This window comes from Methylohalomonas lacus (assembly GCF_024808875.1).
Classification (GTDB): Bacteria; Pseudomonadota; Gammaproteobacteria; order Methylohalomonadales; family Methylohalomonadaceae; genus Methylohalomonas; species Methylohalomonas lacus.
In genome coordinates, this window is sequence record NZ_JANUCT010000014.1 from 44,918 (window position 1) to 62,182 (window position 17,265).

General features: G+C 62.0%; 20 protein-coding genes. 13 read left to right on the forward strand and 7 right to left on the reverse strand.

Features of this window, described 5'->3' with window-relative positions:
- Window positions 1-26: 26 nt before the first annotated feature.
- The 7 genes from dusB (at window position 27) to J2T55_RS10035 (ending at window position 7,551) form a co-directional block, all read left to right on the forward strand.
- Window positions 27-1,058, forward strand: a complete 1,032-nt coding sequence (dusB, locus tag J2T55_RS10005; RefSeq protein WP_259056071.1) for a tRNA dihydrouridine synthase DusB — start codon at window positions 27-29, stop codon at window positions 1,056-1,058.
- On the forward strand, window positions 1,055-1,336 hold the full coding sequence (gene fis / locus J2T55_RS10010; RefSeq protein WP_259055997.1) for a DNA-binding transcriptional regulator Fis: 282 nt from the start codon (window positions 1,055-1,057) through the stop codon (window positions 1,334-1,336). The genes dusB and fis overlap by 4 nt, the downstream gene beginning before the upstream one ends.
- A 63-nt stretch (window positions 1,337-1,399) precedes the next feature.
- Entirely contained in the window at window positions 1,400-2,968 is a 1,569-nt protein-coding gene (gene purH / locus J2T55_RS10015; protein WP_259055998.1) for a bifunctional phosphoribosylaminoimidazolecarboxamide formyltransferase/IMP cyclohydrolase, read from the forward strand.
- 231 nt (window positions 2,969-3,199) lie between these two features.
- Window positions 3,200-4,486, forward strand: a complete 1,287-nt coding sequence (gene purD, locus J2T55_RS10020) for a phosphoribosylamine--glycine ligase (protein ID WP_259055999.1) — start codon at window positions 3,200-3,202, stop codon at window positions 4,484-4,486.
- A 43-nt stretch (window positions 4,487-4,529) separates the two neighbouring features.
- Window positions 4,530-6,143 carry a bifunctional aminoglycoside phosphotransferase/ATP-binding protein gene (locus J2T55_RS10025; protein ID WP_259056000.1) on the forward strand — a complete coding sequence of 538 codons (1,614 nt, stop codon included), beginning with the start codon at window positions 4,530-4,532 and terminating at the stop codon, window positions 6,141-6,143.
- 47 nt (window positions 6,144-6,190) lie between these two features.
- Window positions 6,191-7,162: a hypothetical protein gene (locus J2T55_RS10030; protein WP_259056002.1), complete on the forward strand. Its 972-nt coding sequence runs from the start codon at window positions 6,191-6,193 to the stop codon at window positions 7,160-7,162.
- Between the two features lie 38 nt (window positions 7,163-7,200).
- Window positions 7,201-7,551, forward strand: a complete 351-nt coding sequence (locus J2T55_RS10035; protein WP_259056003.1) for a DUF427 domain-containing protein — start codon at window positions 7,201-7,203, stop codon at window positions 7,549-7,551.
- 18 nt (window positions 7,552-7,569) lie between these two features.
- Here the strand turns inward: J2T55_RS10035 and hisH are convergent, their stop codons facing one another.
- Both hisH and hisB read right to left on the reverse strand, forming a co-directional pair.
- Window positions 7,570-8,202 carry an imidazole glycerol phosphate synthase subunit HisH gene (gene hisH / locus J2T55_RS10040; protein ID WP_259056004.1) on the reverse strand — a complete coding sequence of 211 codons (633 nt, stop codon included), beginning with the start codon at window positions 8,200-8,202 and terminating at the stop codon, window positions 7,570-7,572.
- Window positions 8,203-8,316: 114 nt separating this feature from the next.
- The gene (hisB, locus tag J2T55_RS10045; protein WP_259056005.1) at window positions 8,317-8,910 is read right to left on the reverse strand and encodes an imidazoleglycerol-phosphate dehydratase HisB; all 594 of its coding nucleotides are present in this window, start codon (window positions 8,908-8,910) and stop codon (window positions 8,317-8,319) included.
- A gap of 137 nt (window positions 8,911-9,047) precedes the next feature.
- Here hisB and hemF point away from each other — a divergent pair, with 137 nt between their 5' ends.
- A complete protein-coding gene (gene hemF, locus J2T55_RS10050; RefSeq protein WP_259056006.1) occupies window positions 9,048-9,983 on the forward strand; it encodes an oxygen-dependent coproporphyrinogen oxidase in 936 nt (311 codons plus the stop codon).
- 127 nt (window positions 9,984-10,110) lie between these two features.
- On the opposite strand, the gene dtd is transcribed toward hemF, so the two are convergent.
- The 3 genes from dtd to rpiA all read right to left on the reverse strand — a co-directional run bounded on the left by dtd (window position 10,111) and on the right by rpiA (window position 11,550).
- A complete protein-coding gene (gene dtd, locus J2T55_RS10055) occupies window positions 10,111-10,560 on the reverse strand; it encodes a D-aminoacyl-tRNA deacylase (RefSeq protein ID WP_259056008.1) in 450 nt (149 codons plus the stop codon).
- Window positions 10,561-10,579: 19 nt separating this feature from the next.
- Entirely contained in the window at window positions 10,580-10,735 is a 156-nt protein-coding gene (locus tag J2T55_RS10060) for a hypothetical protein (protein WP_259056010.1), read from the reverse strand.
- Between the two features lie 161 nt (window positions 10,736-10,896).
- A complete protein-coding gene (rpiA, locus tag J2T55_RS10065; RefSeq protein WP_259056011.1) occupies window positions 10,897-11,550 on the reverse strand; it encodes a ribose-5-phosphate isomerase RpiA in 654 nt (217 codons plus the stop codon).
- 39 nt (window positions 11,551-11,589) lie between these two features.
- On the opposite strand from rpiA, the gene ilvA reads away from it, so the two are divergent.
- Together ilvA and J2T55_RS10075 are read left to right on the forward strand one after the other, a co-directional pair.
- Complete coding sequence (ilvA, locus tag J2T55_RS10070; RefSeq protein ID WP_407660075.1) at window positions 11,590-13,116, forward strand: threonine ammonia-lyase, biosynthetic; 1,527 nt, start codon at window positions 11,590-11,592, stop codon at window positions 13,114-13,116.
- Between the two features lie 130 nt (window positions 13,117-13,246).
- Window positions 13,247-13,561, forward strand: coding sequence for a metal-sensing transcriptional repressor (locus J2T55_RS10075; RefSeq protein ID WP_259056012.1), 315 nt, complete (start codon window positions 13,247-13,249; stop codon window positions 13,559-13,561).
- Window positions 13,562-13,565: 4 nt separating this feature from the next.
- On the opposite strand, the gene J2T55_RS10080 is transcribed toward J2T55_RS10075, so the two are convergent.
- A complete protein-coding gene (locus J2T55_RS10080; protein ID WP_259056013.1) occupies window positions 13,566-13,982 on the reverse strand; it encodes a DUF6691 family protein in 417 nt (138 codons plus the stop codon).
- Window positions 13,982-14,404, reverse strand: a complete 423-nt coding sequence (locus tag J2T55_RS10085) for a YeeE/YedE family protein (RefSeq protein WP_259056015.1) — start codon at window positions 14,402-14,404, stop codon at window positions 13,982-13,984. Before J2T55_RS10085 ends, J2T55_RS10080 begins: the two co-directional genes overlap by 1 nt.
- Before the next feature lie 83 nt (window positions 14,405-14,487).
- On the opposite strand from J2T55_RS10085, the gene J2T55_RS10090 reads away from it, so the two are divergent.
- Genes J2T55_RS10090 through J2T55_RS10100 form a run of 3 tightly spaced genes read left to right on the forward strand, consistent with a single transcriptional unit; the run spans window position 14,488 to window position 17,260 of the window.
- On the forward strand, window positions 14,488-15,711 hold the full coding sequence (locus J2T55_RS10090) for an NAD(P)/FAD-dependent oxidoreductase (protein WP_259056016.1): 1,224 nt from the start codon (window positions 14,488-14,490) through the stop codon (window positions 15,709-15,711).
- Window positions 15,708-16,556: a sulfite exporter TauE/SafE family protein gene (locus tag J2T55_RS10095; RefSeq protein ID WP_259056017.1), complete on the forward strand. Its 849-nt coding sequence runs from the start codon at window positions 15,708-15,710 to the stop codon at window positions 16,554-16,556. The genes J2T55_RS10090 and J2T55_RS10095 overlap by 4 nt, the downstream gene beginning before the upstream one ends.
- Window positions 16,553-17,260, forward strand: a complete 708-nt coding sequence (locus tag J2T55_RS10100; protein ID WP_259056020.1) for an MBL fold metallo-hydrolase — start codon at window positions 16,553-16,555, stop codon at window positions 17,258-17,260. The genes J2T55_RS10095 and J2T55_RS10100 overlap by 4 nt, the downstream gene beginning before the upstream one ends.
- The last annotated feature ends 5 nt before the right edge of the window (window positions 17,261-17,265 follow it).

Genomic DNA, 17,265 nt, shown 5'->3' on the forward strand with positions numbered 1-17,265 from the left:
CTTGAAAACCAGTGACCACAGCAACGATGCATGGCGAACCTGTCAGTCTGCGAATTGGTTCGATCCGGCTGCCGAATAATCTGATTCTGGCGCCGATGGCGGGCGTGACGGATCGGCCGTTCCGGCAGCTGTGTCGCGAGCTCGGTGCCGGCATGGCGGTTTCGGAAATGGTCAGTGCCGACCCGCGCTTGCGCGATACCCGCAAGAGCCGGCTGCGTCGCGATCATACTGGTGAACCCGGTCCGCGTGCGGTACAGATCGCCGGTGCCGATCCGGCCATGCTCGCTGACAGTGCGCGCTTCAATGTTGATAACGGCGCCGAGATCATCGACATCAACATGGGCTGTCCGGCCAAGAAGGTCTGCAATGTCATGGCCGGTTCCGCGCTGCTGCGCGACGAGGCGCTGGTGGGGCGCATACTCGAGGCAGTGGTCCGTGCCGTCAGCGTGCCGGTGACGCTGAAAATCCGTACCGGCTGGGACAAGCACAGCATCAACGCGGTCACCGTCGCACGCATGGCCGAGGCCAGTGGCATCCAGGCATTGACCGTACACGGGCGTACCCGTGCCTGCGGTTACAGGGGCACGGCCGAATACGTTACCGTGGGCGCGGTCAAGGCAGCGGTCACGATACCCGTGATTGCCAATGGCGATATCGACGCGCCGGCGCGGGCCGCACAGGTACTCGCTGACACTGGCGTCGATGGCCTGATGATCGGCCGCGGTGCGCAGGGCAATCCGTGGCTGTTCCGCGCGATCCGCGAGTACCTCGCCACCGGCAAGCAGGCAGCGGGCCCCACTGACGACGAAGTGGCCCGTGTTTTGCTGTGGCACCTGGACAATCTTTACGAATTTTACGGCGAGTACACGGGCGTGCGTGTGGCGCGCAAGCATGTCGCCTGGTACTGCCAGAGCCACGCCGGCGACGCCGCGATGGCGTTACGCGCCGGCGTCAACCAGGCCGAAAGCGCCGCCGTCCAGCGGCGGCTGGTGGCCGATTACTTTGCCGCAGACGTTGCGGCCCATTCATCAGGCAACGAACGGAGACAGGCGGCATGAGCCAGGCACGGCAATCCAAGCAATTGACGACAACCGAACATGCCGAGGATGTAACCTGCCTGAGCGAATCGGTGCGCCGGTCGCTGGATGCCTACTTCGCCGACCTGGATGGCCACGATGCCAGTGACCTTTACGAGCTGGTGATTTCGCAGGTGGAAAAACCGCTGTTCGAGGCGGTCATGCAGCACACGCGCGGCAATATCACCAAGGCCGCCGAACTGCTCGGCATGAACCGCGGTACGCTGCGCAGCCGCCTGAAAAAATACGATCTGGAATAACGGCTCGCCCATGCGCGTCAGCGCATTCACGCCAGACCAGCAAACAACCCGGGAGAACAGTGAGTGACCAGCGTCCGCCGCGCCCTTATCAGCGTTTCCGATAAAACCGGTATCGAGGATTTCTGCCGCCAGCTCAGCCAGCTGGGCATCGCGTTGCTGTCCACCGGCGGTACGGCGCGGCTGTTGCGCGAGGCCGGTCTCGAGGTGACTGAAGTTTCGGATGTGACCGGCTTTCCGGAGATCATGGATGGCCGCGTGAAGACCCTGCATCCGAAGATCCACGGCGGTTTGCTCGGTCGCCGCGGTCAGGACGATGCCGTCATGGCCGAGCACGGCATTGAACCCATCGATCTGCTGGTCATCAACCTCTACCCGTTCGAACAGACCGTCGCCCGACCGGACTGCTCCCTGAGTGAGGCGATCGAGAACATCGACATCGGCGGTCCGGCCATGCTGCGCGCCGCTGCCAAGAACCACGCCCACGTCGGCGTGATTGTCGATAATGACGATTACACCCGCGTACTGGATGAACTGCGCCACAACGACAACCGGCTGACGGACGCGACGCGTTATCACCTGGCGCGCAAGACGTTTGCCCATACCGCCGCCTACGATGCCGCGGTCAGCAATCATCTCGGTGCGGTCAGCTTCGACGGCGGCGAACGCGAGCCGTTTGGTCTCACCTACACGCGCCAGTTCCACAAGCTGCAGGACATGCGCTACGGCGAGAATCCGCATCAACGCGCCGCCTTCTATGCCGACCCCAATGCGCCGGCGGGTACGATCGCGGCGGCCCAACAGCACCAGGGCAAGGCACTGTCGTACAACAACATCGCCGACACCGATGCCGCATTGCAGTGCGTACAGGCGTTCGACGAACCGGCCTGCGTGATCGTCAAGCATGCCAATCCCTGTGGCGTGGCGGTGGCGGAGACGCTGGTCACGGCCTATGAGCGCGCCTACACCACCGATCCGACCTCGGCGTTCGGCGGTATCATCGCCTGCAATCGTGAGCTCGACGCCGATACGGCCGCCGCCATCCTCGATCGGCAGTTCGTCGAGGTGATTGTCGCGCCGGCTGTCAGCGAAGCGGCGCTCAAGGTATTGCACGACAAGCAGGCTATCCGCGTATTGAGTGTCGGTACGGCAGCGGCGGAACAATTACAGCAACTCGATTACAAGCGCGTTAGTGGCGGGCTGCTGGTGCAGGACAATGACAGCGGCATGGTGGCGATCAACGATCTGGACATTGTTACCGAGCGGGCGCCGTCGGACGCGGAAATCCGCGACCTGTTCTTCGCCTGGCGCGTGGTCAAGTACGTCAAGTCGAATGCCATCGTCTACGCGCGGGACAACTTCACCGTCGGCGTCGGCGCCGGTCAGATGAGCCGTATTTACAGCGCCAAACTGGCTGGTATCAAGGCAGGCGACGCCGGCATCGAAGTGCCGGGGTCGGTGATGGCCTCGGATGCCTTCTTCCCGTTCCGCGACGGCATCGACGCCGCCGCCGAGGCCGGCATCAGCGCCGTCATCCAGCCCGGCGGTTCGATGCGCGACGACGAGGTCATCGCCGCCGCAAACGAGCATGGCATTGCCATGGTATTCACCGGCATGCGGCATTTCAGGCATTGATTGTGTTGGACCGCGAATGAACGCCAATAAACGCGAATACTGACGGTTTAAGGCTGGATTCTCTTGGAGATCAAGAAATTTCGCTATTGGTTGGTTCAGTAAAGTCACAAGTATTTTGTTTTTCATATAAAAGGTGACTTAATAACGCTTGTATCTTTTTGTTTGCGTTAATTCGCGTTCATTTGCGGTTTAAGGGTTTCAGGCATTGATCTCATTTGCGGACGATATTGAATGAAAGTATTGATCATCGGCGGCGGCGGCCGTGAACACGCGCTGGCCTGGAAGGCGGCGCAATCCGCGTACGTCGACCAGGTCTACGTGGCACCGGGCAACGCCGGCACCGCGGGCGAGGCGCGCGTGCAGAATCTGCCGCTGGCGGCGACCAATATCGACGGCCTGCTGGCGTTTGCACGCAGCGAAGCGATCGATCTGACCATCGTCGGGCCGGAAGCACCGCTGGTCGCCGGCATTGTCGATACCTTTGAGAAGGCAGGTCTGGCCTGCTTCGGTCCGACACAGGCCGCCGCGCAGCTTGAGGGTTCGAAAGCCTTCGCCAAGGCATTCCTGCAACGTCACGGCATTCCCACCGCCGTCTATAAAACTTTCACCGATCTCGAGCCGGCGCTGGACTACCTAAATAGCCACGCCATGCCGGTAGTGATCAAGGCCGACGGTCTGGCCTCGGGCAAGGGCGTCATCATCGCCGAGGATCACACCCAGGCCGAAGCGGCGGTACGCGATATGCTGGCCGCTAACAAGTACGGCGACGCCGGCCACCGTGTTGTCATCGAGGAATTCCTGCAGGGCGAGGAAGCCAGCTTTATTGTTATTGCCAACGGCGAGCAGTGCGTGCCGCTGGCCAGTTCCCAGGATCACAAGGCGCGCGACGACGGCGACACCGGACCGAACACCGGCGGCATGGGGGCGTATTCGCCGGCGCCGGTGGTAACCGGCGCGACACACGATCGCATTCTCGACGAGGTCATCCGGCCGACGCTGAGTGGCCTGGCCGCCGAGGGCATTCATTATCGCGGTTTTCTCTACGCCGGCGTGATGATCCTCGCCGACGGCACGCCCAAGGTGCTGGAGTTCAACTGCCGCTTCGGTGATCCGGAAACCCAGCCGATCCTCATGCGCCTGCAATCCGACCTGGTCGACCTGTGTCAGCAGGCGTGTGCCGGCGATCTGCCCGGCGCGGAACTGGTGTGGGATCCACGCCCGGCACTGGGTGTGGTGCTGGCGGCCGGCGGCTATCCCGGCGACGTGGCCAAGGGCGATATTATCAGCGGTCTGGATAATGATTTCGGCGCGGACGTGAAGGTCTTTCACGCCGGCACCGCATTGCAGGACGATACGGTCGTCACTGCCGGCGGTCGCGTGCTTTGCGTGACCGCCCTCGGCGAGGATATTGCCGCTGCCCGGCAGCGAGCCTACGCCGCGGTCGAGCAGATCAGCTGGAACGGCGTGTTCTGTCGGCATGATATCGGTCATCGCGCCATCGGCCGCGAACCGGATTGAACAGCAGCTGTCGGCTGATGCAGGTTTTCATCCAGGCGATATAATGTCCACCGAACAAGCCGAAATCCAACGTCTGAAGCAGATCGTCAAAGCGCTGCAGCAAGCCGACTGTTTTTCCCATGCCGTGCAACATTTCGAGGTTATCGAAACGCACATCTCGATCCTCCTGCTGACCGGCGACTACGCCTACAAATTCAAGAAGCCGGTCGATCTGGGCTTTGTCGATTTCACCTCGCTGGACAAGCGTCAGCATTATTGCACTGAGGAGATACGCCTGAACCGGCGGCTCGCGCCGGAGTTGTATCTCGATGTCGTGGCCGTTGGCGGCAGTGTCGATGCGCCGGTACTGAATGAGACACCGGCGATCGAGTACTGCGTGCAGATGCGCCAGTTCCCGCGCAGCGCGGAACTGGAGAATGCACTGGCCGAGGACCGCGTCGACGCGCAGGCATTCCGGCAACTGGCGACCAGCGTGGCCGCGTTCCACGACCGTGCCGATGCCGTTTCGGCGGCTGACGCTTACGGTCGTTTCGACCAGGTACGGCAGCAGTGCCTGGATAATTTCGATGTGCTCAACGAACCGCTGCCAGATCTGGATCTGACCGCCGAACTCAAGCCGCTGGAATCCTGGACCCGGGCACAGCTCGAACAGCAGCGCGATACGATCGAGGCACGGCGCGAGGCCGGCCGGGTACGTGAATGCCATGGCGACATGCACGTGACCAACATGATCTGGCTGGACGGATCGATACAGGTGTTCGACTGTATCGAGTTCAATCCCGAGCTGCGCTGGATCGACGTGCAGAGTGAAATCGCATTTCTGCTCATGGATCTGGACATGCGCGGTCACCACGCCAGCGCGCGGGTGTTTCTCAATGCTTACCTGGAAGCCGGTGGCGACTACGCCGGTTTGCGGCTGTTGCCGCTGTTTCAGGTCTATAGATCACTGGTGCGTGCCAAGATCGCTTATCTGCGACTGCGTGATGGCGCTGGCGATACCGCGCTGGCACAGCGCATTCATGATCACGTGCAACTGGCCCAGCGTTACGGCGGCCAGGACAGCAATGCGCCTGCCCGACCACCGCTCGTTATTACCCATGGTCTGTCCGGTTCCGGCAAGACGACGATTAGCGACGCGCTGATTCCACTGGCCGGTGCGCTGCGGGTCCGTTCCGACGTCGAGCGCAAGCGGTTGCAGGGGCTGGCTGCCGACGCGCATACGGACAGCGGCATTGGCCAGGGCGTGTACGATCCGGCCAGCACCGCACGGACCTATGCGCGCCTGGCCGATTGCGCGCGGGCGATCATCGCTTCCGGTCGGGCGGCGATCGTCGATGCCACGTTCCTGCAACGTGACCAACGGCAGCAATTCCAGGCGCTGGCGGCGGAGCTCAATGTGCCGTTTCGCATACTCGATTGTCAGGCGCCGGCGGCGGTTTTGCGCCAGCGTGTGCAGGCGCGTGCCGAACAGGACAGCGATGCCTCGGAAGCCGATCTTGCCGTGCTCGAGCAACAACTCTCGAACCGCCAGCCTTTCAGCGATTCGGAAACCACCCATGTCGTGGCGCTGGATACGTGTGCGCGCCTCGATTCGAAGGCGCTAGGCGAACGTCTGGGGCTGACTGACGGGGCGGGGACCCGTGGCGGCGGCCATTGACCGATTCTGTTAGTCTGGCCGAATACTAATAAAGCACGGGAGTCGCAGTGAGCCCAAGAATATTTATCGAAAACCCGCCGCCTTTCAAGAAAGTACAGCGTCGTATCCCCGACCAGGAACCACAAATCGTGGACGGCCATATCGAGGATGGCCTCGATGTTGTGCGCTACTATCGGGAGCAGGAACTGCCGATCGTCGGCTTTCATCATTCCGACATCGATCCGTACGAATCACGCAGTCTGCGCGGCAACGTGCCGCTGCAGCGCTTCGGCACGTTCGAATACAGCCGCTTCCTGAAACAGCAGCTGACGGATTTTGAAGGCTTTCTGGTTCCGCATCGCGTCGGTGTTTATCAGCCGCCACATGAACAGGCGCCGACGTTCCAGTCGCTACAGGCGGACGGCATTCACGACGTGGTCATCGTCGGCAAGCCGAGCAGCAACCCGGGCGCCGGCATCACCTACCAGGCCAGTGTGCCCGACCTGCTCGCCTATCTCAGCGGTCCGGACAGTGGCTGTGATTTCACGCTTGGGGTTATCGGTATCCACCTGCGTGCAAACGAACCGGACATTATCGCGCGCAAGTTCCAGGCAGCCGGTGGCCGTCTGCGAGTCATGGGGCAGTTCCTGGACGAGTGCGATCAAATGGTCGACTTCATCGGCCGTCTGGCACGGACCTTTGAGGCGCAGGGACTCGACCTCGGCCAACTGGAATACAACGTCGGAGTGGCCATCTTCGGCCTCAAGAACCAGCAGTTTTATGCCGGTCTGCTGCGCAAGGATAGCCTTGATTGCGCGTCGCGGTTCCAGGGTCTGGAAAAGCAGCGTCAGCGTCTGGCCGAATCGGTGGACATGAACCTGGAGTTCGCCGAGCGCATTCTCGAGGCCGGCCGGCGGCACGGCGTCGATATCGGTTTCAGCGTACAGCCGCTGATCGAGCACAAGACCAACGGCGATCTGCACCCGGCGGTCAAAACCGCGGCGGAGCTGGCGCAGAAGCTGTCCCGGTTGCAAGCGTGAGCTGACAGCGGCAGCTTCGATTGCATTGAGGCGGACCGATGGGTGACGAACATATCCGCCTGCATGCGATCAGCGCCCGCATACAGGTACTTGCCGGTGACACGATCGTGGCGGACACGTGCAACGTGCTGGAACTGCGGGAAAGCGGTTATCCGCCGCGTTACTACATCGCCCGTGCCGATGTCGCCATGGATCGGCTGTGCCGTTCGACGACCCGCACGCACTGCCCGTACAAGGGCGACGCCAGCTACTATGCCCTGACGCTGGATGGCAAGTGTATCGAGGATGTCGCCTGGAGCTACGAACAGCCGCTGCCTGCCGTGGCGAAGATCCGGAATCGACTGGCGTTTGATCCGCAACGGGTTGAACTGCGGATCACTGAACGCTGAGTTGCACTGACGGTTTGTTCAGTCGTTCCAGTCGAGGAAGTTCTGCAGCAGTCGCAGACCGTCCTTCTGGCTCTTCTCCGGGTGAAACTGCGTGGCGAAGAGGTTGTTCCAGGCGACCGCGGCGGCGAATTCGGTAATGTAGTCGCAGCTGCCGGCAATGGTGTCGGCATCATCGGGCATGACGTAGTAGCTGTGGACGAAATAGAACCGCGCGCCGTCGTCGATGCCGTCCCAGAGCGGATGCGCCTGCTGCTGCCGAACCCGGTTCCAGCCCATGTGCGGGATTTTCATGTGACTGCCGGCCGGCGCTGCCGGGAAGTGCCGGACGTGACCGGGGATCAGGCCGAGACCCTGCTGGCCGCCGTCTTCCTCGCTGTCGCTCAGCAGGCTCTGCAGGCCGAGGCAGATACCGAGGAACGGCTTGGTGCCGAGCATCTCGCGCACGATATCGTCGAGGCCGGTCTCGCGCAGGCGCTGCATGCACTGGCCGATGGCGCCCTGGCCGGGAAATACCAGCCGTTCGGCACGGCGAATCGCCTGCGCGTCATCGGTGACGACGATGCGTCTGTTTTTCCCGGCGACATGTTCCAGCGCCTTTGCCACGGAGCGCAGGTTGCTGGTGCCGTAATCGAGGACTGCGACGGTAGACATGCTGTTTGCTGATGATGGTTGCGGTTTATCAGGATGTCGGTAATCGATCACGGCGTCCGGACGCACGGCCAGGCACCCGCACAGATGCCCGGACCGCGATCAGATCCCGCGCCGTTAGAGACTGCCCTTAGTCGACGGCATTTCGCCGGCCATGCGCGGATCCACTTCCACCGCTGAGCGCAGCGCGCGGCCGAAAGCCTTGAAGATCGTCTCGCTGATGTGGTGCGCATTGCGGCCGCGTATGTTGTCGATATGCAGCGTCAGCAGGGCGTGATTGACCAGGCCCTGGAAGAATTCGCGAATCAGATCGACGTCGAAGTCACCGATACGCGCGCGCGGATATTCAGCGTGGTACTCGAGTCCCGGCCGGCCTGAGCAGTCGACCACGACGCGCGACAGCGCCTCGTCCAGCGGCACGTAGGCGTGGCCGTAGCGGCGGATACCCTTCTTGTCGCCGAGCGCCTTGGTGATCGCCTGGCCGAGCGTGATGCCGACGTCCTCGACCGTGTGGTGGGCATCGATCTCGAGGTCGCCGACCGCCTTGATGTCGATATCGATCAGGCCATGGCGGGCGATCTGGTCGAGCATGTGATCGAGGAACGGTACGCCGGTATCGAGTTGCGATTGCCCGCCGCCGTCCAGGTCGATGCTGACCCGAATCTGGGTTTCCTTCGTGTTCCGCTCCAGTGTGACTTGCCGGTTTGCCATGAGATCCCGTAATGGTTCAGTGCCAGTTTTTCCTGTTTCAGGGACCGCGCGGGCGGCATAATACGACCGTCGCCACTGAAACAGGCGCTATAGCATAACCTTTTGACTGCCATCGTAAAACAACAAGCCCGATAAACATGACTTCTGACTGCCCTGACGACCGCGTCGACAGTACCGCGGTGCATGACTACCTACTCGCGCTGCAGGCGCAGATCTGTGACGAACTGGCCGTGCTCGATCCGGCGGCGACAACCCGACGCGATGAGTGGCAACGCCCGGAGGGCGGCGGTGGGATCAGCCGCGTGCTCAGCGACGGCGACGTGTTTGAAAAGGGCGGCGTCAATTTCTCCCGGGTCCGCGGCGAGTCGCTGCCGGCCTCGGCCAGTGCCCGGCGGCCGGAACTGGCCGGGCGTGGCTTCGAGGCCATGGGTGTGTCGCTGGTCATGCACCCGCGCAATCCCTACGTGCCGACCTCGCACATGAACGTGCGTTTTTTCAATGCCACGCGCGCCGATGCCGAGCCGGTGTGGTGGTTCGGCGGCGGTTATGACCTGACGCCCTACTACGGTTTTGCCGAGGACGCGCGCCACTGGCACCGGGTCGCCGCCACGGCCTGCGCGCCCTTCGGTGACGATGTCTATCCACACTACAAGCAATGGTGTGACGAGTACTTTTATATCAAGCATCGGGACGAGCCGCGCGGTATCGGCGGCCTGTTCTTCGATGATCTGAACGACTGGGGCTTTGCGCGCTGTTTTGAATTCCTGCGTGTCATCGGCGACAGTTACCTGCCGGCCTACCGGCCGATCGTCGAGCGCCGCCGGGACACGCCCTACGGCGACGCCCAGCGCCAGTTCCAGCTCTACCGGCGCGGCCGCTATGTCGAGTTCAACCTGGTCTACGATCGCGGCACGCTGTTCGGCCTGCAGTCCGGTGGTCGCACCGAGTCCATCCTGATGTCGCTGCCGCCGCTGGTGCGCTGGGACTATGACTGGCAGCCGGAACCGGGCACGCCGGAAGCCGAACTGTACGAGGATTTTCTCCGGCCGCGGGACTGGCTGGGCGAGGCGTAGCGTGAGCGCAGGCGCTTCGCGCGTATCTCGTGGGGTAGGTTGGGCTAGACAGGTTAGATCTGGTGGCAAAGTCTCGTTGAATAACGAGATACGAGATACGAGATACGAGATACGAGATACGAAACGTTCACGTCTGCAGCCAGAACGTCACCGGGCCGTCATTGACCAGGCTGACCTGCATGTCGGCGCCGAAGCGGCCGGCGGCGACTTCGGTGCCGTAGGCATCGGCTTTGTGCCGGGCGTGGTCGAGCAGGTGATTGAACAGGCGTTCGCCCTCGGCCGGTGTCGCCGCGGTGGAAAAGCCCGGCCGGGTACCGCTGCGGGTGTCGGCGGCAAGGGTGAATTGCGGTACCAGCAGCAGATCGCCGCCGGTGTCGTTGAGGCTGCGGTTCATGCGGCCGGCGCTGTCGCTGAATACGCGGTAGCTGTAGAGGCGTTCCAGCAGCCGTTCGGCATGGCGTTCGCTGTCGTCCGGCTCGATGCCGATGAATACCAGCAGGCCGTTACCGATGGCGGCGATGATCGTGTCATCGACCGTGACGCTGGCCCGGCTGACGCGTTGCAGCAGGCCGATCATCGTCTTGCGGTTACCGGGACTAGAGAATGGCCTCGCCGGCAACCGCCGAGAAGACACAGAGGACGGCGACATACATCAGCCAGGGCATGTCGTGGCGTTCCAGCCAGCCGGTGAAATGCAGAATCAGGACGCCCAGTGCGCCCCCGTACAGCGTGTAAAAAAGCCAATCTGGCATGACTTCTCCCCCGAAGCAGAATCTGTGTGACTGAGCCCAACAGCTAAACCATGCAGGTTTCATGCCCCGCTGTGCCTAATCGGCGCTAACCTGACTTGCGTTTATTTTTTATTGATAAAACGTAATCTTACAGAAACCGGCTAACATCTATCCAGTACATTTTACAGCGTTCGCGCGCCGTTGCTGTCGGCGACCAGCAACACATCGGCCGGCCGGGCCGCAAACAGGCCGTTGCAAACCACCCCGGCAATCGCGTTCAGCTGTTGTTCCAGCGCGATCGGATCCGGAATGGGCAGATTGCGAATGTCGATAATGATATTGCCGTTGTCGGTCTTGAAACCATCGCGCAGAACCGGCTGACCCCCGAGCTTGACGATCTGCCGGCCGACGTAGCTCTGGGCCATGGGAATGACCTCGACGGGAACGGGGAACCCACCCAGCGTGCCAACGAGCTTGGACTCATCGATGATGCAAACGAATTGCTCGCTGGCGGCCGCGACGATTTTCTCGCGCGTCAGGGCACCGCCGCCGCCCTTGGTCAGGTGGCGGTGTTCGGTGGCCTCGTCGGCGCCATCGATGTAGATCGGCAAACCGGCGACGCTGTTCAGATCCACCACCGGAATATTGTGGCTGCGCAGACGCTCCTCGGTCGCCTGTGAACTGGCGACGGCACCCTCAACCAGGTGGCGGATGCCGGCCAGTGCGTCGATGAACAGGTTGACGGTGCTGCCGGTGCCGACGCCGACAATTGAACCTTCCTCGATATATTTCAGAGCGGCCTCGGCGGCGGCGCGTTTTTGCTGTTCCTGCGACATGCTGTGAAGCTCAGATGCGTGGCTTATTAATGTTATCTTATGCGGATGTTCGACGAATACAAAGCCCTGATTGAGGAAGCGCGCGGCCGCGTTTACGACGTCGCCCGCGAGACCGCGCTGGATTATGCCCCGGCGCTGTCCAAGCGACTCGCCAACCATGTCTGGCTGAAGCGCGAGGATCAGCAACCGGTTTTCTCCTATAAGCTGCGCGGTGCCTACAACCTCATCGCCTCGCTGTCGCTGGCTGAACGCGAGCGTGGCGTGATCGCGGCCTCGGCCGGCAATCATGCCCAGGGTGTGGCGCTGGCGTCACAGCGGCTTGGCATCGACGCGGTGATCGTCATGCCGAAGACCACGCCGGATATCAAGATCGAGGCGGTGCGGCGGCTCGGCGGCAACGCCCTGCTGCACGGCAATAACTACGACGAAGCGTTTGAACACGCCATGGAGCTCGCGAACAAGGAAGGCCGCAGCTACATTCCGCCGTATGATCATCCGCTGACCATCGCCGGCCAGGCCACCGTCGGTGTCGAGATCCTCAACCAGCACCACAGCCGGCCCGACGTGATATTCGTACCGGTCGGCGGTGGCGGCCTGATCGCCGGCATCGCCGCGCATGTCAAGGCGACGCGGCCGGAGGTGCGTATCGTCGGCGTCGAGCCGGACGAGGCACCCAGCATGCATGCGGCACTGCAGGCTGGCGAGCGTGTGCGCCTGGACCGCATCGGCATCTTCGCTGATGGTGCCGCCGTGCGCCAGGCCGGCGAGGAGCCGTTCCGTATTGCGCGCGAACTGGTCGACGACATCCTGCTGGTCGATACCGACGAGATTTGTGCGGCGGTGAAGGATATATTCGAGGACACGCGCTCGATCGCCGAGCCTGCCGGTGCACTGGCGCTGGCCGGCCTGAAGCAGTACGTCGAACGCGAGGACGCGCATAACCAGGAGCTGGTCGCCGTGTTTTCCGGCGCCAACGTCAATTTCGATCGCCTGCGCCACATCGCCGAGCTGGCGGAACTCGGCGAGCATCGCGAGGCGCTGATCGCGACTACGATCCCGGAACGACCGGGCAGCTTCCTGCAGTTCTGCCAGGCGATCGGGGCGCGCCAGATCACCGAATTCAACTACCGCTACGCCGATCACCAGCAGGCACATGTCTTTGCCGGCATCCAGCTGCGCCATGGCGTCGCCGAGAAAGACAAGCTGGTCGCCGCCCTGAGCGAAAAAGGCTTTGCCGTCCAGGATCTGAGTCGCAATGAACTGGCCAAGATGCACGTCCGCCACATGGTCGGCGGCCATGCGCCGCAGGCCGAAAACGAGCTGCTCTACCGGTTCGAGTTTCCCGAGCGCTCCGGAGCGCTGCTGCATTTCCTGTCGCAGATGAACGAGGGCTGGAACATCAGCCTGTTCCACTACCGCAATCACGGTGCCGCCTACGCGCGTGTGCTGGTCGGTGTCCAGGTACCGCCGCACGAACGCGACCAGTTCCAGGCGTTCGTCGACCGGCTCGATATCCTCTACTGGGACGAAACCGATAACCCGGCCTACCGGATGTTTCTGGCCTGATTGCGTCAGCAGCGCCGTGCCCCGATAGGCCGGCGTTGCGTACCTTTAGCCGGCACGAGGCAGTCGCCCGGCGACATGTTTGGATGCCCTTGTTATACTGGTACGGGTATAGCAATCACGGGTACGGGTTATGGCTACGGCGAAAGACAATCTCTCCAGTCCCGAGGACTGGGACGCCGATTGGGAAAAGAACAAGGCAGCCCTGCTGGCGCGTCTGAAGCGGACCGAAGGGCAGATTCGCGGTATCCAGGCGATGATCGAGACCGATGCCGAGTGCGAGAAAGTCGCCCAGCAGATGGCGGCGGCGCGCAAGGCGCTGGACCGGGCGTTCTACAATATGCTGTCCTGCGTGATGGAACGCGAACTCGCCTGTCAGCACCTGGATGCGGCAACCGCCCGCGAACGCCTTAACTACGCGACCCAGTTGTTATCCAAGTACGGCTGAACGTTCAGTGTCGTGCGCCCAAGCGGTCGGCCACGAGGCCGCCGGCGGCCACGGCAGCCAGGAACGGCAGTCCTTCCTGCCAGTGAATGCCGAGCGCCGCCAGCGCTGGTCCCGGACAGTAACCGCCGATACCCCAGCCGATACCGAACAACGCCGCGCCGGTGATCAGGCGCGCATCCAGATCGGTTGTCCGTGGCAGATAAAAGCGCGTCGCCAGCAGCGGCTGGTGTCGTTTCAGGACCAGCGCAAACGCCGGCAGCGTCACGGCCACTGCGCCGAGCATGACCAGCGCCAGGCTCGGGTCCCAGGCCGCACTGACATCGAGAAACGCCAGTACCTTGAGCGGGTAGACCATGCCCGACAGCGCCAGGCCGATGCCGAAAACGACGCCTGCCAGCAGGGCGCTCAGATTGCGCAGCATCAGTACAGTCCCAGCCAGTGACGGCTGACGGCCGTCGCCAGCACTGCCGTGACCATAAAAATGGCCGTGGCGACCACAGAGCGCGCGGAGCGGCGGCCGATACCGCAGACGCCATGGCCGCTGGTGCAGCCGCTGCCGAGACGGGTGCCCAGGCCGACCAGGAATCCGGCGCCGAGCAAGGCAACCAGGGGAAAGTCGGCCCGTTGCGGGATGTCGCTGCCGAACAGGTGGTGGAAGCTGCCGGCGCCGACTACCAGCCCGGCGAGGAACAGTATCTGCCAGGGCTGCCGATCGCGGTGCAGCAGGCCATGAAACAGGCCACTGATGCCGGCGATGCGGCCGTTGAACAGCAGCAGTGCGGTTGCCGCCAGGCCGATCAGCAAACCGCCGGCGACTGCGGACAGGGGTGTGAATTCCGTCATAATCGCTTAATCCACTTGCATTCCAGTCACGTGTTTAATACGGTACCCCATAGGGTATATAAAAACGAGGTGAAAAACCAGACATGCAACACCAGATCGTCATTATCGGCGGTGGTGCCGCGGGCATTACCGTCGCTGCCAGTCTTGCACGTAAACGTCCCGCGCTCGATATTGTTATTGTCGAGCCCGCCGACAGTCACTATTACCAGCCGGCTTTCACCCTGGTCGGGGGCGGCGCCTACGATGTAAACAAGACGCGCCGCCCTGAAAGGGATTGCATACCGCCCGGGGTAACCTGGATTCAGACAGCCGCCCGTGAAATCGAACCTGCCCGCAACCGAGTGCTGCTGGCGGATGGCCGCCAGCTGGGCTATGAGCACCTGGTCGTGTGCCCGGGCCTGCAGCTGGACTGGCACAACATCGACGGACTGGAACAGACGCTGGGGCACAACGGCGTCTGCAGCAATTATCTGTCGGAGTACGCAGCCTATACCTGGGAGTGCCTGCAGCAGTTCAGCGGCGGTACGGCCCTGTTTACGCAGCCGGCGATGCCAATCAAGTGTGCCGGTGCACCGCAGAAAATAATGTACCTCGCCTGTGATCACTGGCGCCAACGCGGCATGCTTGAAAACGCGGCCGTCCATTTCTGCCTGCAGGGTGCCGCCCTGTTTGGCGTGCCCGAGTTTGTGCCGCCGTTGCAGCGGGTTGTCGACCGTTATGGCATACAGGTCGACTATGGCAATGACCTGGTCGCCGTCGACGGGCCGAACAAGCAGGCCACATTCGCAGTCAAGGACGGTGACGGCAATACGACGCACGTCACACGCGCGTTTGACATGTTGCATGTCACGCCACCGCAGAGCGCGCCGGATTTCATCAAAACCAGCCCGCTCGCCAATGAGGCCGGCTGGGTTGATGTCGATCAGGCGACCCTGCGGCACAACCACTACGAAAACATCTACGGCCTGGGCGACGTCGCCGGTACGCCGAACTCGAAAACGGCGGCTGCGGTGCGCAAGCAGGCGCCGGTGGTGGTCAATAATCTCATCGCCGCCATAGATGGCCCTGATCGCCACTGCGTCTACGACGGCTACAGTTCCTGTCCCCTGGTGACCAGCTATCGGTCGGTCATTCTGGCCGAGTTTCGCTACGGTGGTGAAGTCACACCGAGTTTTCCCGTGGACCCGTATCGCGAGCGCTACAGCATGTGGCTGTTGAAACGCTACGGTCTGCCGCCGCTGTACTGGGACTACATGCTGAAGGGCTATGAAATGGATATACCCCATAAGGCCAGACAGCCGGAATGATGGCGATACTGCTGGGCATCATCGTCGGACTGGCGCTGGGGTTGACCGGCGGCGGCGGCTCGATCCTGGCAGTACCGTTACTGATCTACGGCCTGGATGTGGCGCCGAAAAGTGCAATTACGCTATCGCTCGCGGTGGTGGCGTTGACAGCGCTGTTCGGTGCATTGATGGCCTGGCGCCATCGACTGCTGGAGTTGCGTGCGGCGATGATATTTTCGGCGGCCGGCATAGTGGCGGCGCCGGCCGGCATTTTACTCGGTGATCAGGTGTCGGATCGGTGGCTGCTGATCGGATTTGCCGTACTGATGATGATCGTGGCACTGCGCATGCTGGCTAACGCCCTGCGTCATCCCGAACAAGCCAGCGTCGTGCGTGCCGATTTCGAGCATGTGGGGCTGAATGATACCGGCACTGTGTGCCATTACAGTCATGACGGCCGGCTACGACTGACAGCACCCTGCGGACTGGTGCTGGCGTTGATGGGAGTGCTGGCCGGTCTGTTGTCGGGCCTGTTCGGGGTTGGTGGCGGTTTTGTCATCGTACCGGCGCTGATGCTGGTTACCGAGATGAGTATACATCGGGCCGTGGCGACATCCTTGCTTGTCATCACCCTGGTAGGCCTAAGCGGCACGGCGTCGGCGCTGGCTGGCGATCGGCCGCTGGACTGGTTTGTTGGCGGCCTGTTTCTCATTGGCGGCCTGATTGGCATGGGACTCGGCCGCGCTGTTGCGCACCGACTCGCCGGTCCGCGTCTGCAACAGTTGTTCGCGCTGGTGATGATCGCGGTAGCGACTTATCTATTGATGCAACAGTGGGCGGTAATGCCCACGGGAGTGATGACATGATTTTCAGACAGGTTTATGACCATACCTCGAGTACCTATACCTACATTATGGCCTCGGGACATGGGCGCGAGGGCCTGATCATCGATCCGGTCAAGGAGCTTGCCGACACCTATCTGACCATAATCGAGCAACTGGATCTGAAGCTGGTGCGCGCGATTGATACGCACACTCACGCCGATCATGTGACTGCGCTGGGCGATCTGCGCGAGCAGACCGGCTGCCAGACCTACATGGGCAAATACAGCAAGGCAGATTGTGTATCGGTATACGTGGACGAGGACGAGATTATCGATGCGGACGGCATCAAGCTGCGCGCGATCTATACACCGGGGCATACCAATGAGTCATTCAGCTTTTTGATCGAAGACGGCGGCCCGACCATGGTATTTACCGGCGATGTATTGCTGATTCGTGGCAGCGGCAGAACCGACTTCCAGGGCGGCGATCCGCACAAGTCATATGATTCGATTGTGAACAAGCTCTTCACGCTGAACGACGAGACACTGGTGTATCCGGCGCATGACTACAAGGGCTGGACGGCCTCGAGTATCGGTGAGGAGAAACGCTTCAATACGCGCCTGGCGGGCAAGAGTGAAGCCGAGTATGTGGACATCATGAACAAGCTGAATCTGCCGGATCCTAAACTCATGGATGAGGCCATCCCGGCCAATCTCGCGTGCGGCAACATCAGGCAGGCATCATAACGGCC

Excerpts from the sequence above, each read along its gene's own strand:
- dusB (WP_259056071.1), top strand. The coding sequence starts at position 27 with ATGCATGGCGAACCTGTCAGTCTGCGAATTGGTTCGATCCGGCTGCCG.
- fis (WP_259055997.1), top strand. The coding sequence starts at position 1,055 with ATGAGCCAGGCACGGCAATCCAAGCAATTGACGACAACCGAACATGCC.
- purD (WP_259055999.1), top strand. The coding sequence starts at position 3,200 with ATGAAAGTATTGATCATCGGCGGCGGCGGCCGTGAACACGCGCTGGCC.
- J2T55_RS10025 (WP_259056000.1), top strand. The coding sequence starts at position 4,530 with ATGTCCACCGAACAAGCCGAAATCCAACGTCTGAAGCAGATCGTCAAA.
- J2T55_RS10035 (WP_259056003.1), top strand. The coding sequence starts at position 7,201 with ATGGGTGACGAACATATCCGCCTGCATGCGATCAGCGCCCGCATACAG.
- hisH (WP_259056004.1), bottom strand. The coding sequence starts at position 8,202 with ATGTCTACCGTCGCAGTCCTCGATTACGGCACCAGCAACCTGCGCTCC.
- hisB (WP_259056005.1), bottom strand. The coding sequence starts at position 8,910 with ATGGCAAACCGGCAAGTCACACTGGAGCGGAACACGAAGGAAACCCAG.
- hemF (WP_259056006.1), top strand. The coding sequence starts at position 9,048 with ATGACTTCTGACTGCCCTGACGACCGCGTCGACAGTACCGCGGTGCAT.
- dtd (WP_259056008.1), bottom strand. The coding sequence starts at position 10,560 with ATGATCGGCCTGCTGCAACGCGTCAGCCGGGCCAGCGTCACGGTCGAT.
- J2T55_RS10060 (WP_259056010.1), bottom strand. The coding sequence starts at position 10,735 with ATGCCAGATTGGCTTTTTTACACGCTGTACGGGGGCGCACTGGGCGTC.
- rpiA (WP_259056011.1), bottom strand. The coding sequence starts at position 11,550 with ATGTCGCAGGAACAGCAAAAACGCGCCGCCGCCGAGGCCGCTCTGAAA.
- ilvA (WP_407660075.1), top strand. The coding sequence starts at position 11,590 with ATGCGGATGTTCGACGAATACAAAGCCCTGATTGAGGAAGCGCGCGGC.
- J2T55_RS10075 (WP_259056012.1), top strand. The coding sequence starts at position 13,247 with ATGGCTACGGCGAAAGACAATCTCTCCAGTCCCGAGGACTGGGACGCC.
- J2T55_RS10080 (WP_259056013.1), bottom strand. The coding sequence starts at position 13,982 with ATGCTGCGCAATCTGAGCGCCCTGCTGGCAGGCGTCGTTTTCGGCATC.
- J2T55_RS10085 (WP_259056015.1), bottom strand. The coding sequence starts at position 14,404 with ATGACGGAATTCACACCCCTGTCCGCAGTCGCCGGCGGTTTGCTGATC.
- J2T55_RS10090 (WP_259056016.1), top strand. The coding sequence starts at position 14,488 with ATGCAACACCAGATCGTCATTATCGGCGGTGGTGCCGCGGGCATTACC.
- J2T55_RS10095 (WP_259056017.1), top strand. The coding sequence starts at position 15,708 with ATGATGGCGATACTGCTGGGCATCATCGTCGGACTGGCGCTGGGGTTG.
- J2T55_RS10100 (WP_259056020.1), top strand. The coding sequence starts at position 16,553 with ATGATTTTCAGACAGGTTTATGACCATACCTCGAGTACCTATACCTAC.